At 68.5% G+C, this 14,565-nt stretch carries 13 protein-coding genes; 5 read left to right on the top strand and 8 right to left on the bottom strand.

The window, feature by feature from the left end; genetic code table 11:
- From VHK87_RS03930 to VHK87_RS03910, 5 genes are all read right to left on the bottom strand, one after another.
- Window positions 1-389, bottom strand: a 389-nt coding sequence (locus VHK87_RS03930) for an alternative oxidase (protein WP_329633592.1), incomplete at its 3' end; no start/stop codon positions are given.
- Between the two features lie 110 nt (window positions 390-499).
- Window positions 500-1,960 (bottom strand): non-homologous end-joining DNA ligase, encoded by a 1,461-nt coding sequence (gene ligD, locus VHK87_RS03925; protein WP_329633591.1) that lies wholly within the window; start codon window positions 1,958-1,960, stop codon window positions 500-502.
- A 1,314-nt stretch (window positions 1,961-3,274) separates the two neighbouring features.
- A complete protein-coding gene (locus VHK87_RS03920; RefSeq protein ID WP_329633590.1) occupies window positions 3,275-3,568 on the bottom strand; it encodes a hypothetical protein in 294 nt (97 codons plus the stop codon).
- Window positions 3,569-3,702: 134 nt separating this feature from the next.
- The gene (locus tag VHK87_RS03915) at window positions 3,703-4,959 is read right to left on the bottom strand and encodes a cytochrome P450 (RefSeq protein WP_329633589.1); all 1,257 of its coding nucleotides are present in this window, start codon (window positions 4,957-4,959) and stop codon (window positions 3,703-3,705) included.
- A gap of 118 nt (window positions 4,960-5,077) precedes the next feature.
- Complete coding sequence (locus VHK87_RS03910) at window positions 5,078-6,922, bottom strand: AMP-binding protein (protein WP_329633588.1); 1,845 nt, start codon at window positions 6,920-6,922, stop codon at window positions 5,078-5,080.
- 215 nt (window positions 6,923-7,137) lie between these two features.
- On the opposite strand from VHK87_RS03910, the gene VHK87_RS03905 reads away from it, so the two are divergent.
- The 3 genes from VHK87_RS03905 to VHK87_RS03895 all read left to right on the top strand — a co-directional run bounded on the left by VHK87_RS03905 (window position 7,138) and on the right by VHK87_RS03895 (window position 10,447).
- On the top strand, window positions 7,138-8,451 hold the full coding sequence (locus VHK87_RS03905) for an acyl-CoA dehydrogenase family protein (protein WP_414694103.1): 1,314 nt from the start codon (window positions 7,138-7,140) through the stop codon (window positions 8,449-8,451).
- Window positions 8,452-8,522: 71 nt separating this feature from the next.
- Window positions 8,523-9,317 carry an SDR family oxidoreductase gene (locus VHK87_RS03900; RefSeq protein ID WP_329633586.1) on the top strand — a complete coding sequence of 265 codons (795 nt, stop codon included), beginning with the start codon at window positions 8,523-8,525 and terminating at the stop codon, window positions 9,315-9,317.
- Between the two features lie 11 nt (window positions 9,318-9,328).
- The gene (locus tag VHK87_RS03895; protein WP_329633585.1) at window positions 9,329-10,447 is read left to right on the top strand and encodes a glutathione S-transferase family protein; all 1,119 of its coding nucleotides are present in this window, start codon (window positions 9,329-9,331) and stop codon (window positions 10,445-10,447) included.
- Between the two features lies 1 nt (window position 10,448).
- Here VHK87_RS03895 and VHK87_RS03890 read toward each other — a convergent pair whose 3' ends face one another.
- From VHK87_RS03890 to VHK87_RS03880, 3 genes are all read right to left on the bottom strand, one after another.
- Window positions 10,449-12,104 (bottom strand): choline dehydrogenase, encoded by a 1,656-nt coding sequence (locus tag VHK87_RS03890; RefSeq protein ID WP_329633584.1) that lies wholly within the window; start codon window positions 12,102-12,104, stop codon window positions 10,449-10,451.
- A gap of 66 nt (window positions 12,105-12,170) precedes the next feature.
- Window positions 12,171-12,782 carry an MSMEG_1061 family FMN-dependent PPOX-type flavoprotein gene (locus VHK87_RS03885; RefSeq protein ID WP_329633583.1) on the bottom strand — a complete coding sequence of 204 codons (612 nt, stop codon included), beginning with the start codon at window positions 12,780-12,782 and terminating at the stop codon, window positions 12,171-12,173.
- An 88-nt stretch (window positions 12,783-12,870) separates the two neighbouring features.
- The gene (locus VHK87_RS03880; protein ID WP_329633582.1) at window positions 12,871-13,581 is read right to left on the bottom strand and encodes a glutathione S-transferase family protein; all 711 of its coding nucleotides are present in this window, start codon (window positions 13,579-13,581) and stop codon (window positions 12,871-12,873) included.
- A 111-nt stretch (window positions 13,582-13,692) separates the two neighbouring features.
- Between VHK87_RS03880 and VHK87_RS03875 the strand changes: the two genes are divergently transcribed.
- Together VHK87_RS03875 and VHK87_RS03870 are read left to right on the top strand one after the other, a co-directional pair.
- On the top strand, window positions 13,693-14,034 hold the full coding sequence (locus VHK87_RS03875) for a helix-turn-helix domain-containing protein (protein WP_329633581.1): 342 nt from the start codon (window positions 13,693-13,695) through the stop codon (window positions 14,032-14,034).
- Between the two features lie 90 nt (window positions 14,035-14,124).
- A partial coding sequence (locus tag VHK87_RS03870) for a Gfo/Idh/MocA family oxidoreductase (RefSeq protein ID WP_329633580.1) occupies window positions 14,125-14,565 on the top strand: 441 nt, incomplete at its 3' end.

The raw sequence follows: 14,565 nt of genomic DNA, 5'->3' as shown, positions 1-14,565 counted from the left end.
CTGACCAGATAGAGGGCGAAGAAGAACAGGTAGAACACCCATTGGGCGGCGACCACGACGAACCGCTCGAACAGGGTCGGCTTGGCCACCTCGATGAAGGTCATCAGGTGCATCCGCTCGTTCTCTGCCTCGTCCATGAGGGTCTTGATCCAGCCCTTGTCGTCCTCCATCCGGCGCAGGCACTTCAGGTGGTTCAGGGTGGCGCCGACCATGCCGGGCACGGCGGCGACGGTCTCGAGCACCACCGCGCGGTGGCCGTAGCGCTTGGCGAAGAAGGTGTCGGCGCAGAACCTGAGCATCTTCACGAAGCCGTAGGCGATGCGGTCCGACAGGCCCTCGGGCCGGTGGTGGACGCCGAGTTGGATAAGGGCGGGGTGGAAGGCGGTCATCGCTCGCTCCAAGTGTGGCCCCTCGGGGCCCGTGTTCGTTGGAGCGATACCTACCTGGAGACCGCGGGCCTGAAACTTCGGGTCGTTCCCCTAAGGGGTGCTACGGAGGCTCATGGCGGGAGCGGGGCGGCGGCGGCCTCGAGATCGGCCCAGGGATCGCGCTTGCGAAGGCGGGCGGCGGCGTTGCGGACGGTCCAGGGCTGGCCGGCGAGGGCCTTGCGGGCGTCGGCCCAGTCCAGCGGCATCGAGACCGGGGCGCCGGCAACGGCGCGCGGCGAGAGCAGGGCCACGGCGTGGTGGCCGGGATCGTTGCGCAGGTAGTCCAAGAAGATGCGCCCCCGCCGCTGCGCCTTTGGCAGAGCGGTGGTGTAGAGGCCCGGACTGTCGGCGGCCATCTCCAGGCAGAGGCGCTTGGCGTAGTCGCGGGCAGCCTGCCAGCTGGTGGGTGCGTCCTCCCGCTGCAGCAGCGGGGTGACGAGGTGGACGCCGCGCTTGCCGCTGCTCTTCAGGAAGGCGGCGAGGCCCGCCCTCGCCAGACGCGCCTTCAGCTCAACGGCGGCGGCGAGGATCTCATCGAGGGCCTGGCCCTCTTCCGGATCGAGGTCGAACACCAGTCGGCCGGGCAGCATCGGCTGGCCCGGCACGCTGTTCCAGGGGTGGATCTCGACGATGGCCATGTCGGCCGCCTGGACCAGCGCCTCGGCCGTGTCGAATCCGGGATAGGTCTTGGCCTTTTCGGCGACGGTCCAATGGGTGATCAGCGGCGAGGTGCGCAGGCTGCCCTGCCAGTGCCCTTCGTGGCGCACCCAGGTGACCTCGCCGAAGACGCCGTCGGGCGCGGTGACGACGGTGCAGGGGCGGCCCGCGATGTAGGGCAGCAGCCAGGGGGCGATGGCCTCGTAGTAGCCGGCGAGGTCGGCCTTGGTGACCGGCTGCGCCTCGCCGTGCGCAGGCCAGAGCGCCTTGTCCGCCCGGTCGACGTGGACGCGGCCGGCGGCCTGGGGCGGCGGCGGCCCGCAGAGCGCTTCCAGCCGCGCGCCCTCCGCTCCGTAGGCCGCATCCAGCCGGCGGCTGACGATCCCCGGAAGCCCGAGGCGGCAGGCCGCGTCGAGCAACGGCTGGCCGCCGCCCGGCAGCGGCTGCACGAGCCGCAGCTTCGGCCCAAGCGCCGGCCGGGCCGTGGCCGCCAGCCGCTCGAGCCGCGCTTCGAGGGTCAGGGCGCGGATATCGTCCGTGCTCTCGAACAGCAGGTCGTGCAGGAAGGCCACCGCCTCGCCGCCCGCTAGCGCCGCCTCGAGCCGCTCCGGGACCGGGCGATCCTCGGCGTCGAGCGCGCAGAGCTCGGCTTCGTAGAGGCCGTCTGCGAGCTTGGCCGCCGACCTGCCGACCGCCTTCAGCCCGCCCGCGTCGCCGTCGTCCCACACGGCCTTGCCGCCCTCGATGCGCAATAACCTCCGAACGCCCGCGAGCCGCACCTCATGCCGCCACCCGGCGCCGGTCGGCGGCGCCTTGGCCGGCGCGGCGGCCGCCAGGGATGGGAGGTCGGGCTGAATGAAGCGGCGCCGCGCCATGGCTGGCCAACGTCAGCCCCGGGCGGCCGTTCCGGCCTGGGCCTACTCACACCCGGGGAAGGTCCGCCTCCTGGCCGAGCGCCGTCGTCTGCTTTCGACCCGTCGCGGACGCTCGAGCGAGCTACCGAAGAGGACCCTAGCTACTGCCTTCCCTACCGTCGTAGCGCGATTTGAGGGAGGTGAGATCGACGGCGTCACCGGTCGACTCGCGCCGCCAAAGTAGCGGTTCCGTGGCGTACTCCGGCGGGTAGCGGAGTATCTCGCAAAACGACTCCTCCCAGGTGTCCCAACCCGGCGTCCACTGTCCGTCGGGGCCGAGTTCGTCATAGATGAACGCCCACCCGCGGACGCTGTTTGGAGGTCCATCAGCGGGATCGGGATCACGCGCGATCCAGTAGCGGCGCCGAGGGGGGCCGATCTGTTCAGCGACAAAGGTGTCTAGGTCCACCCGCGACATCCGACGAGATTGCCGCTCCGTCTGCCTGCAATCCACCCGTTGCGAACCCTTCGCTGGCCTGCTCCTTGTTGCAGACCTACAGGCAGGCGCGCGGAGGCGGTGCGGGTGCAACGGTCGAAGCTTCTGAGCCTAGCAGGCGTGGCGATCATTCTCACGGCGCCAAGCGCACACGCGTGTCGCGTTGCCCCAGCACCGTGGAACTACTCGGGGCACGGGATTGCAGTCGTCAAAATCACCAACGCACGCGGGTTCGGTCAGGTGTACGATTGGCAGCCATGGAGCGCCCGGGGGCGAGTCATCAAGACCATCGGAGCGACCGTGCATGGCCGCTACATCGACTTCAAAAACACAGGCCAAGGCGCGTCGTGCGATCCAAAGTTCGACGTGCCCGCCCCCGGGACCCTGTGGGTGGTCTATCTAGACAAGGAGCCTAGAAAGGGCTGGGTAGCCTCTCGGCAAGCCTATCCGCTTGACTTCATCATCCCTCGCGATGCCCGGCTGCGCGGCTCTTTAGCCAAGCGGCCTGGCTAGGTGCCCCCGAGGTGTCTGGTTGCGGCTTTGAAGCCAAAGCCGCCTTCCAACCCGTTGCGGACCTTCTATCGTGTCGGCAGACTCGGGGGATGAGCGATGAACCGCATCCAATCACGCCTTGCTGCTTCTGCGGCAAGCTTGAGTATTCAGGGGCTGATCCGACGTCTCTGACGGTCGGCACAAGGAGCGAAGTCACTAAGACCTGGTGGTGCCATATCGCCTGTTTCGAGGAGCGGCTGCCCGACCTGCCCCCACCCTGGAACGTCTACAGCTACGAGGAAGATACCGGACGTCCTTTCCTCCGAGAGAAGGTCCGCTAACCACCGCTAGCCGACGCGCACGCCTGAACCGGCGCTCCTTGCCAACTCGGCGATGCTCAAATTTCGGTAAGTCTTCTTGCGCTTGAAGGGCCACCATAAGAAACCGGCCCAAATCACATCGGCTTCGGTGGGGCAGTAGTCTCCTAAATCGCCGTGCAGGGTCACTCCAAGCGTGCGGTGAAGCTCCTGGATCACGTCGCCGAAATCGTCTCCGGCAAGCTTGAGGTCATGCCAGAGCCGAGTGCCACCGGTCATCCGTTCGAGCGGGACATCCGCATGACCAGCGACGATCTTCGCCACCTGCGCCTCGATTTGATCTGAGGTTGTGGTCATTGGCAGATCGGGCCACTCCGCGCGCAAAGCGTCAAGGTCGCCTCTCCACCCTTCAAGGACATTCGCCGCGTCCGCTTGGGCCCACGCTCTTGAGCCCCGCCCTAGTTCCGGCGGGGGATCATCACCGGCAGGGTCTCGTAGCCCTTCACGAAGGTGGAGTAGACCCGCTTCGGCTCGGCGGTGACGATGATCTCCGGGAAGCGCTTGAGGATCTCTTCCCAGATGATGGTCAGCTGCAGCTCGGCCAGGCGGTTGCCGACGCAGCGGTGGATGCCGAAGCCGAAGGAGATGTGCTGGCGGGGCCGTTCGCGGTCGATGATGTAGGCGTTCGGGTTCTCGATCACCTCGTCGTCGCGGTTCCCCGAGACGTACCACATGACGACCTTGTCGCCGGCCTTGATCTGCTTGCCGCCGAGCTCGATGTCCTGGGTCGCGCGCCGGCGCATATGGGCCAGCGGCGTCTGCCAGCGGATGGTCTCGGAGACCATCGAGGCGATCAGGCCGGGGTTGTCGCGCAGCTTCTGGTACTGGTCCGGGTTCTGGTTCAGCGCCAGGATCGAGCCGGAGATGGTGTTGCGGGTGGTGTCGTTGCCGCCGACGGTCAGCAGCACGATGTTCCCGAAGTACTCGCGCGGCTCCATGTTCCGGGTCGCTTCGCCGTGCGCCAGCATCGACACCAGGTCGCCGGTCGGCGGGGCGTTCACCCGCTCGTTCCACAGGGCGGTGAAGTAGGCGTGGTACTCGACGAAGATCTGCATCTTCTGCTCGAGGGTGTCGATCAGGCCCTGGCCGGGGACGGCGGTGACCACGTCGGACCAGTAGATCAGCTTGCGGCGGTCTTCCTGGGGCATCCCGAACAGGGTCGCCAGGGTCATGCCGGTGAGTTCCTTGGAGACCTTGTCGACCCAGTCGAACTCCTCGCCGATCGGCAGGGAGTCGAGGATCATCGCGGCGCGCTCGCGGATCAGCGGGCCGAGCACCTGGAGGTTGGCCGGCGAGACGGCGGGGCTGACGGTCTTGCGCTGGATGTCGTGCTTCGGCGGGTCCATGGCGATGAACATCGGCAGGGGACCCTGGTCGCCCTGCTGTTCCGCGATGGTGATGCCCCCCTCAGACGAGAACACCTGGTGGTTCGTGTCCACCGCCATGATGTCGTTGTACTTGGTGATCGACCAGTAGGGGCCGTACTCGCTCTCGGCCGTGTAGTGGACCGGGGCTTCCTTCCGCAGGCGGTCGAAGATCGGCCACATGGCGTCGGCCTGGAAGAGGGCGGGCTGGGCCGGGTTCAGCTGGTCCAACGGGGTCGCGAAGGCCTGCTCGCGCGCCGCGTCGCGGTTCAGAAGGGCGCCATCAGCCATCTCATATCTCCCAGTTCGCCGGGACTAGCTGATCGAAAGTGACGCTGGTGTCAACTTTGAAAGTGACACCGGCGTCATTCCGTAGCCGACCGGGACTGGAGGGCGCCAGGCCAGCCGTTCAGAGGCTGATCACTCCCGGGCCGGGCGGCTGGGCGTAGAGGCTGTCCACCAGGGCGGCGCGGCGCTCCAGGGTGGCGCGCTGGTTCACATAACCTTTGTCGGTGATCTCGCCGGCGTCGATCGACGGCGGCTCGGTCATCACCAGGAAGCGACCAATCCGACGCGATGAGCCGCCGGCCTGGGCGTTGAAGGCGGCGAGGCGCTCGGCGAGCAGCGCGTTCAGCTTGGGCAGCGGATCAGGGCCAAGCGAGGGCAGGGCGGCGGGCGAGGGCCAGATCAGCGCGCCGGCGAACGGCTTGTCCTGGCCGGCGACGACGATGTCCATGACGTAGGGGCTGCAGGCGGCCACCAGGTCTGGCCGCAGGGTGCCGACCGAGACCCAGGTGCCGGAGTCCAGCTTGAAGTCCTCGGTCACCCGGCCGTCGAACACCAGCCCCAGCTCGGGCTGGGCCGGGTCGAGGAACCTGGCGGCGTCGCCGAGGCTGTAGAAGCCCTCCTCGTCGAAGGCGGCGGCGGTCTTCTCCGGGTCGTTGTGGTAGCCGCGGGTGACGGTCGGGCCCTTCACCCGCACCTCGTACTTCGTCCCGTTGGGGACGAGCTTCAGGGTGATGCCCGGCAGCGGCAGGCCGATCAGGCCGACCCGTTCGGTGATCCAGTGGACGACGGTGATCCCTTGCGTTTCGGTCGCGCCGTACATGGTCGTCAGCGGGATGCGGAAGCCGGTCTCGGCGATGGCGAGCGCCTGCATCCGCTCGTAGACGTCGTTGGACAACGTCGCCCCGCCGTAGCCCATGTAGCGCAGGTTCTTGAAGAAGGACCGGCGCAGGGCCGGGTCACGCTCCATGGCCTCGGCCAGCATGCCGAAGGCGATAGGCGCGGAGCCGAACACCATCGGCGAGACCTCATAGAGGTTCTTGATGGTGGTCTCGAACATGCCCGGCAGCGGCTTGCCCTCGTCGAGGTAGAGGGTCCCGCCGCTCCACAGCACGCCGTTGAAGCCGATGTTGCCGGCCGAGATGTGGCTCCACGGCATCCACTCCAAGGCCTGGGGCACGAGATCGGGCTCCGGCGGCTCGTCGCGCAGCCCCTCCTGCCCGGCGATGACGCCGGCGAACATGCCGTGCGTCTGCGGCACGCCCTTGGGCATGCCGGTGGAGCCGGATGTGAAGAGGTACTTGGCCGTGGTGTCGTGGTTCACGCGGTCCAGCGCGGCTGCGACCGCGGCGGTGGGCGCTGCGGCGGTGACCTCGGAGAACGGGATCGTTCCCGCGCCGCCGTCGACGGTGACGAACCTCAGCGCCGGGGCCAGGACCCGCAAGGCCTCGAACGCCCCGGCGAACATCTGGCTGTCCTGGGCGAAGACCACCTTCGGCCGCACGACCCCGAAGCAGTGCTTCAGCTTGGCGTGGTCGCTGGACATTAGCGAGTAGGCCGGGCTGATCGGAGCGATCGGCACGCCCGCCGTGTAGCAGCCGAGCATGACCAGGGCGTGCTCCACCGAATTGCCGGAAAGCACCATCACCGCGTCGTCGTTCGTCAGCCCCGCGTCCAGCAGCCACTGGGCGATGGCGTCCCCGGCGGCCTTGGCCTGGCCATAGGTCACCCCGCGCCAGGGGCCGTGGCCGGGCTCGCGCTGCAGGATGTAGGGCCGGTCCGGATGCTCGGCGGCCCGCTCGGCGAGCAGGTGGCCGATGGAGCGCGGGCCCCCGCCCGGCGGGTGGTTGGACCAGATCAGCACCGCCCCGTCGGCGCGGCGCTCGACGGAGACGTCGGGCCCTTTCTGCGGCAGCGGCTTGAACGGGGGCGCGAGCTCTACGGACCGCGCGTCGTCGGCTGGGCTCATGAGGCGATCCTCCCAAGGACCTCGTTCTTTGAAGCCGAGCCTATGCCTCCGCGGCGGAGCCGCAAGGCCGCCGCGACGTCACCTGACGCCAGGTCAACCCGGCGGCGGCCCGCGCAGGGTGCGATCAATCAGATTTCGTGAAACGCTTGTTTGATTTTGCCGCCGGATGGGCCAAAGGTGTCGCACCCAGCGCTTTGGAGGAACGCCCCATGACCATGACCGCCGAACGGCCGGAGAGCAGCTTCAAGCTGAACCCGCAGGACGAGCTGAACGACCTGCGCATGTCCGACAAGGTGCTGCCGCTCTACAACCGGGTGAAGACCTTCATCCGCGAGGTCGTCCAGCCGATGAGCGCCGAGTTCCAGCGGCTCGGCGAGGGCAAGCAGGACCCCTGGTCCTACGCCCCCGGCCAGCTTGAAGTGCTCGAGGCGGCCAAGGACAAGGCCAAGGCCGAGGGCCTGTGGAACTTCTTCCTGCCCGACGCCCACACCGGCGAGGGCCTGTCGAACCTCGACTACGCCTACATCGCCGTCGAGCTCGGCAAAAACCCGATGGCCTCGGAGACCATGAACTGCGCCGCGCCTGACACCGGCAACATGGAGGTGCTGGAGCGCGTCGGCACGCCCGAGCAGAAGAAGCAGTGGCTGGAGCCGCTGCTGGAAGGGAAGATCCGCTCGGCCTTCGCCATGACCGAGCCGGACATGGCTTCGTCGGACGCCAAGAACATCCGCATGCGCGCCACCCTGGTGGGCGACGAGTACGTCCTCAACGGCGAGAAGCACTACATCTCCGGCGCCGGCGACCCCCGCTGCCGGATCATGATCGTGATGGTGCAGACCAGCCCCGAGGGCCCGCCGCACCTGCGCCAGTCGCAGATCCTGGTGCCGCTGCCCCATCCGGGCGTGGAGATCCTGGGGCCGATGAACGTGTTCGGCGATCCCGACGCGCCGCACGGTCACATGCACATCCGCTTCACCGATGTGCGGGTGCCGAAGGAGAACATGCTGCTGGGCGAGGGCCGCGGCTTCGAGATCAGCCAGCTGCGTCTGGGCCCTGGCCGCATCCACCACTGCATGCGGGCCATCGGCCAAGCCGAGAAGGCGCTGGACCTGATGATCACCCGCGGCCTGACCCGCGAGGCGTTCGGCAAGCCGATCATCCAGCTTGGCGGCAACATCGAGATCATCAGCCGCGCGCGGATCGAAATCGAAGCCATGCGCCTGATGGTGCTCAAGGCCGCGAAGGCCATGGACGTGCTGCCTCGGGACGAGGCCAAGATCTGGATCCACATGGTCAAGGCCATGATTCCTGAGCGGGTCTGCAAGATCATCGACCAGGCGATCCAGATGCACGGCGCCACCGGCGTCTCGCAGAAGACCCCGCTGGCCCGGATGTACACCTCGACCCGCACCCTGCGCCTGGCCGACGGCCCGGACGAGGTCCACCACATGGTGGTGGGCCGCAACGAGGTGCGGCAGTACCGCGAAATGCCGCAGGATCCGTCCACCGCGGCGGTGTTCCGCAACTAGGTTGGACTGACGCCGACCAGCCCCTCCTCCGGACGCCGGGGGAGGGGCTTTCCATTTCTGGGAGGGAACGGATGAAGCTTCAGGGCAAGGTGGTCGTCGTCACCGGCGCGGCCAGCGGCATCGGCAAGGCGCTGGCCGAGCGGTTCGCGGGCGCGGGCGCGGCCGGGATCGTGGTCGGCGACCTTAACGCCGAGGGGGCCGAGGCGGTCGCCGCCTCCGTCGGCGGAGTCGGCCTGAAGGCCGACGTCACCCGCGAGGCCGACGTTCAGCGGCTGGCCCGCACCGCCGAGGAGAGGTTCGGCCGCATCGACCTCTTCTGCTCCAACGCCGGCGTCGCCGGCCGCGACCCGGATGTGGACAACGCCGCCTCGGCCGCCGACGAGACATGGGAGCTGGGCTGGCGGGTCAACGTGATGGCCCACGTCTACGCCGCCCGCGCCGCCCTGCCCGGGATGATCGCCCGCGGCGAGGGCTACTTCCTCAACACCGTCTCGGCGGCCGGCCTGCTCTCGCAGATCGGCAGCGCGGTCTATTCGACCACAAAGCACGCGGCGATCGGCTTCGGCGAGAGCCTGGCCATCACCCACAAGAACCACGGCATCCGCGTCTCGCTGCTCTGCCCGCAGGCGGTGGACACCCCGATGCTGGGCGGCGCCAAGGGCTCGCAGTCCGTGGACGGGGTGCTGACGCCGGAAGCAGTGGCCGGCAGCGTCGTTGAGGGCCTGGAGCGCGAGAGCTTCCTGATCCTGCCGCACGAGCAGGTGGTCACCTACATGCAACGCAAGACCGGCGACTACGACCGCTGGATCAAGGGCATGGCCAAGCTGCGCGACACGGTGATGGGCCGCGCGCCGGCCGGGGCCTAGGCGGCGCGCCTATGAGCGGGACCTACATCCTCTACGGCGCGCCACATTCCCTCTACACCGGCAAGAGCCGCGCCTACCTCCGCAAGCAGGGCGTCCGCTATGTCGAGAAATCGCCGGGAGAGCCCGCCTATCGCAACGAGGTGATGCCGCGCATCGGGCGCTCGATCATCCCCGTCCTGGTCTGCCCGGATGGGGCCATCGTGCAGGACAGCGTCGACATCCTCGACTACTTCGAGGCGAAGGGCGCGCCGGTCAGCGCCCGACCTTCCGGACCGCGCCAGCTGATCGCCGCCCACGTGCTGGAGATCTACGGCAGCGTCGGCATGACCCGCCACGCCATGCACTACCGCTGGTCCTACGCCGACCAGCAACTGGGCTTCCTGAAGGACGCTTTCGCCGGCCGGGGCGACCCGCAGGCAGCTGCGGCGGTGATGGGGCGCATGGCCTCCTATCTGCCGGCGCTCGGCGTCACGCCCGACACCGTTCCGGCGATCGAAGAGTCCTACCTGCGACTGCTGGACATCCTGCAGGCCCACTTCGCCGACCATCCCTACCTTTTCGGCGGTCAGGCCTCGCTGGGCGACTATGGAATGCTCGGGCCGCTGTTCGCCCACCTGGGCCGCGACCCGGTTCCCGAAGCGGTAATGAAGCAGCGGGCGCCGAAGGTCTATCGCTGGGTCGAGCGGATGAACGCGCCGGATGCCGACATTCCGGAGTATCGGGGCTACCCCGACGCCTACTTGCCGGACGACGAGATCCCGCAGTCGCTAAGGCCGCTGCTCGCCCACGCGGCCGAGGAGCTGTTCCCTGAGCTCACCGACAAACTGGCGTTCCTCAGCCGCGACGTGGCTGAGCACGGATGCCGGGCGGGCGAGCCGGTGTCGGCCAAGCCGCACCAGCGGATGATTGGGCGCGTCCGCACCAGTTTCCGCGGCGTGCCGTTCGAGAGCGGCGCGGCCCCCTACACGATGTACCTGTGGCAGCGGATCACCGACGACTACGCCGCCATGGATGACGCCGCGCAGCGGTCGGTGCGCGAGCTGCTGGCCGACTGTGGGCTGCTCCCGTTCCTGGAGGCCGAACGCCCCTTCCGTGTGGAGCGCCGCGACAACATCGAGGTCTGGGGCTAGCTCAGGCCGCCTGCACCCCGCCGGGCTCGTAGATCGGCGCTTCCTCGGGGGCGAGGTAGGCGCGGCCGCGGATGGCGTCGGAGATCTTCTCTGCGATCATGATGGTGGGGGCGTTGGTGTTGCCGCCGACGAGGGTGGGCATCACTGAGGCGTCGACCACGCGCAGCGCCTCCAGGCCCTGGACGCGGCACTCGCCGTCCACCACGGCCATGGCGTCGCCGGACGCGCCCATGCGGCAGGTGCCGACCGGGTGGTAGATGGTCTCCGCCGCGCGGCGGATCCAGGCGTCGATCTCGGCGTCCGTCTGGACGTCCTTGCCCGGGAACAGCTCCTCGCCGGTGAACGGCTTCAACGCCGCCTGGGCGGCCACCTCGCGGACGATCTTCACCCCGTCGCGCAGGGTGCGCCGGTCGGTCTCGGTGGCGAGGTAGTTGCCGAAGATCGCCGGGTCGGCCAGCGGGTCGGCGCTCTTGAGCCCCACGCGGCCGCGGCTCTCGGGGCGCAGCTGGCAGACGTGGAAGGTGTAGCCGTCCTTCTTGTGACTGATCTTGCCGTGGTCCTGCATGATGGCGAGCACGGTGTGGATCTGCAGGTCGGGCCGGTCGAGGCCTTCGTGCGAGCGCAGGAAGGCGCCGGCCTCCAGGAAGTTCTGCCGGCCGATCCCCTGGCGGCGGAACATGTAGTCCAGGCCCACGAGCAGCTGGCGGTGGCCCTTGCGCATGGAGTGGATGGTGATCGGCTGCGGGCACTCGTAGGCGATCGAGGCGTCCAGGTGGTCCTGCAGGTTGGCGCCGACGCCCTTCAGCTCGTGGACGACGTCGATGCCGTGGGGGCGCAGATCCTCCGGATCGCCGATCCCGGAGAGCTGCAGGATGTGCGGCGACTGCACCGCCCCGGCCGCCAGGATGACCTCGGCGTCGGCGTGGAGGGTGCGGGTCTGCTTCTTGGCGTCGATGATCTCGACGCCCACCGCGCGGCCGTTCTCGACCAGGATCCGGCTGGTGCGCGCCGAAACCAGGCAGGTCAGGTTCGGCCGCTTGAGGGCCGGGTGCAGGTAGGCCCGCGCCGCGCTGAAGCGCTCGCCGTTCTTGATGGTGACCTGGTAGGGGCCGAAGCCCTCCTGCTGGTAGCCGTTGAAGTCGGATGTGAGGGGATAGCCCGCCTGGGCGCCGGCCTCGATGGCGGCCTTGTAGATCGGGTGGCTGCTGGCGGCCTTGGAGACGTGTAGCGGCCCGTCGTTCCCGTGCCAGGCGTCGCCGCCGCCCTCCAGGGTCTCGGCGCGCTTGAAGTAGGGGAGGACGTCCGAATAGCTCCAGCCGGTCAGGCCCATCTGCCGCCACTGGTCGTAGTCGCGGGCGTGGCCGCGGATGTAGACCATGCCGTTGATCGACGAGGAGCCGCCCCAGCCGCGGCCCCTGGGCCACCAGAGCTTGCGCCCGTCCAGGTGCGGCTCGGGCTCGGTCCAGAAACCCCAGTTGAACGGGTTCTGGGTCGGGATCAGCACGCCGACGCCGGCCGGCATGGTGACCATCATCGACTTGTCCTTGCCGCCGGCCTCGACCAGCAGGACTTTGGTCTGCGGATCTTCCGTCAGCCGGTTGGCCAGCACGCAGCCGGCCGAGCCGGCGCCGATGATGATGTAGTCGTACCGTTCCACACCCGAACTCCAGAGATCGCCCGAGGCGAACCTAGACCGGGCGCCGCTCCGTCAGCCAAGCGGCGCTTAGAGCTGAGTCTTGTAGCTCTCGATGATCTGCTCGTCGGTGATCGGCGGTTTTCCGAGCTGGAGCTGGTCGAAGATCATCTGGGCGCCGCTGGGCAGCCGCTCGCGCGGGACCTGGGCCTCCGGCTCCCAAAGCTTCGCCCGCATGATCGCCTTTGGGCAGTGCAGGAAGGCCTCCTCCACGGCGACCCGGACCACGATCCGCGGCAGCTTGCCGAACTCCTGGAAGCTGGCCAGCAAGTCGGCGTCGTCGGTGGCCTCCGCTCGCCCATTGACGCGGAACACGTCGTCGAAGCCCGGGATGATGAACATCAGCCCGATGCGGCCCGGGCCGCCCAGCAGGTTGCGGATCGTGTCGAGGCGGTTGTTGCCCGGCCGGTCGGGAAGGAAGAGGTGGCGGCCGTCCTCGGTGACGTGCACGAACCCGGGCTCGCCGCCGCGGGGCGAGACGTCGATGGTCCCGTCCGGCCCGGCCGAGCTGACCACGCAGAAGGGTGACAGGCCGATGAAGGCCCGGCCGTGGGCCTCCACATGGTCCAGCACCTTATCGCGGACCAACTTGGAGGCGGGCTTGTAGAGCCGGTCGAGGTCCTCGAGCGTGAGCGTCTTCATCCCTGCCTCCGTGCAATCCGGATGCATGGTGACGCCGGCCGCACCTGAGAATCAATCTCAAAAGCCTCGGGTGCGACCGGCGCGACCGTCACGCCGGCTCGGCGAGCCCGAGTTCGGCCGCCGCCTCGGCGACGCTGACGTGGCCGCGGAAACCGCCGGCGCCTGCAGGCTCGCGGCCCTCCTCAATGTCGTGCGCAAAGCGGACCGCAGGGTCCTGCTGCAGGCGCTGCAGGAGCGCCTGGGCCTTCGGGAACTCCGACCAGTCAAAGACCTTGTGGTAGTCGTTCCACCGCGCGACGCCCGCGAAGTAGGCGTCGGCGACGCCGATGCGCTCGCCCGAGAGCCAGGTGCGGTCCTGGAGGAGCGTCTTCTCCAGCTTCTGATGGGCCGAGCGGACCAGGGTCTCGGCCTGATGGCGCAGCGCGGCCTGCGACGGGCCGTCTAGCTCATACTTGAGCGAGAACCACAGCGGGCTGTAGGCCGAGAACAGGCTGGTGCTCAGGAACGCCAGGCTGCGGTTCAGATCGTCAAAGGCCGGGCTTCCCTGACGATGGCCAAGCCCCATCTCAAGGCCATGCGCAGCGATGTGATTGAGAATGGCAATCGACTGGGTGAGCTGGCGGCCCTCGCTGGTGATGAGGACCGGCGACTCGCCCACCGGCGCGATGCGGGTGAAGAGCTCGGGCTTCTGCAGCATGTCGATCCGGCAGAGCCGATAGGGCCGGCCGAGCCACTCCAGGGCGACGATGGAGCCGAAGGAGCAGCCTTCCGGAACACCGTAGAAAAGGATCGGGATCATTTCGCGTGTCTCCAAGAAACGGAGACACTTAACTAAAGCCGCCGAATCGAGCCGCAAGAACGCACAATTATGTTCTGCGGTTACATAAATTATACTGGAGTCGGAGCGTCGATGAAGGAAGCTGTCTCGGAATGCCCGCTTGAGAAGGCCGTGCTGCTGATCTCCGGCCGCTGGCGGGCGCTGATCATCTACTACCTCAGCAAGGGCCCGATGCGGTTCAACGAGCTGAAGCGGGCCAACGCCGGCATCTCGCACCGGATGCTGTCGCTGGATCTGCGTGAGCTGGAGGCGGGCGGGGTGATAACGCGCACCGTCATCCCGACCGTGCCGCCGCAGGTGGAGTATCGGCTCACCGCCGCCGGCGAGAAGCTCGTGCCGCTGATCGACCGCCTGGGGGACTGGTGGCAGGAGACCCACCGCGCCGCCGTCGAGCCGGATCGCGCCGTCGCCTGAGGCCTGCATCGGGATGGCGGCGAGATCGTTTGGCAGGGACGCCCGCTGCGGCGACAGTGACGTCCACCCATCCAGCCCGAACAGGCCGCCATGCCCGTGAAGCTCGCCATCGTCGGTGTCGGCAAGATCGCCCGCGACCAGCACCTGCCGGTGATCGCCGCCAGCCCCGACTTCGAGCTGGCGGCTGCGGCCAGCCGCTCCACGGGGGTGGACGGGGTGAAGAGCTTCACCTCCCTGGCTGAGCTGCTCTACGCCTGCCCGGACGTCGAGGCCGTCTCGCTGTGCACGCCGCCGGTGGGCCGGGCGCAGGACGCGCGGCTGGCGATCGCGCGAGGCGTCCACGTGCTGCTGGAGAAGCCCCCTGCCGCCACCCTCAGCGACGTGGACGACCTGGCGCGGCGGGCGGAGGCCGCGGGCGTCACCCTGTTCGCCAGCTGGCATTCCCGCTTCGCGCCGGCCGTGTCGGCGGCCAAGGCCTGGCTTCAGGGACGCAGAATCCGGGGGGCGCGGATCACCTGGAAGGAGGACGTG

Origin of the sequence: Phenylobacterium sp. (genome assembly GCF_036263695.1) — a bacterium.
Taxonomy (GTDB): domain Bacteria; phylum Pseudomonadota; class Alphaproteobacteria; order Caulobacterales; family Caulobacteraceae; genus Phenylobacterium.
The sequence above is the reverse complement of the archived record's forward strand: the minus strand, read 5'-3'. Positions and strand labels throughout refer to the sequence as shown.

Excerpts from the sequence above, each read along its gene's own strand:
- ligD (WP_329633591.1), bottom strand. The coding sequence starts at position 1,960 with ATGGCGCGGCGCCGCTTCATTCAGCCCGACCTCCCATCCCTGGCGGCC.
- VHK87_RS03915 (WP_329633589.1), bottom strand. The coding sequence starts at position 4,959 with ATGGCTGATGGCGCCCTTCTGAACCGCGACGCGGCGCGCGAGCAGGCC.
- VHK87_RS03910 (WP_329633588.1), bottom strand. The coding sequence starts at position 6,922 with ATGAGCCCAGCCGACGACGCGCGGTCCGTAGAGCTCGCGCCCCCGTTC.
- VHK87_RS03905 (WP_414694103.1), top strand. The coding sequence starts at position 7,138 with ATGACCGCCGAACGGCCGGAGAGCAGCTTCAAGCTGAACCCGCAGGAC.
- VHK87_RS03900 (WP_329633586.1), top strand. The coding sequence starts at position 8,523 with ATGAAGCTTCAGGGCAAGGTGGTCGTCGTCACCGGCGCGGCCAGCGGC.
- VHK87_RS03895 (WP_329633585.1), top strand. The coding sequence starts at position 9,329 with ATGAGCGGGACCTACATCCTCTACGGCGCGCCACATTCCCTCTACACC.
- VHK87_RS03885 (WP_329633583.1), bottom strand. The coding sequence starts at position 12,782 with ATGAAGACGCTCACGCTCGAGGACCTCGACCGGCTCTACAAGCCCGCC.
- VHK87_RS03880 (WP_329633582.1), bottom strand. The coding sequence starts at position 13,581 with ATGATCCCGATCCTTTTCTACGGTGTTCCGGAAGGCTGCTCCTTCGGC.
- VHK87_RS03875 (WP_329633581.1), top strand. The coding sequence starts at position 13,693 with ATGAAGGAAGCTGTCTCGGAATGCCCGCTTGAGAAGGCCGTGCTGCTG.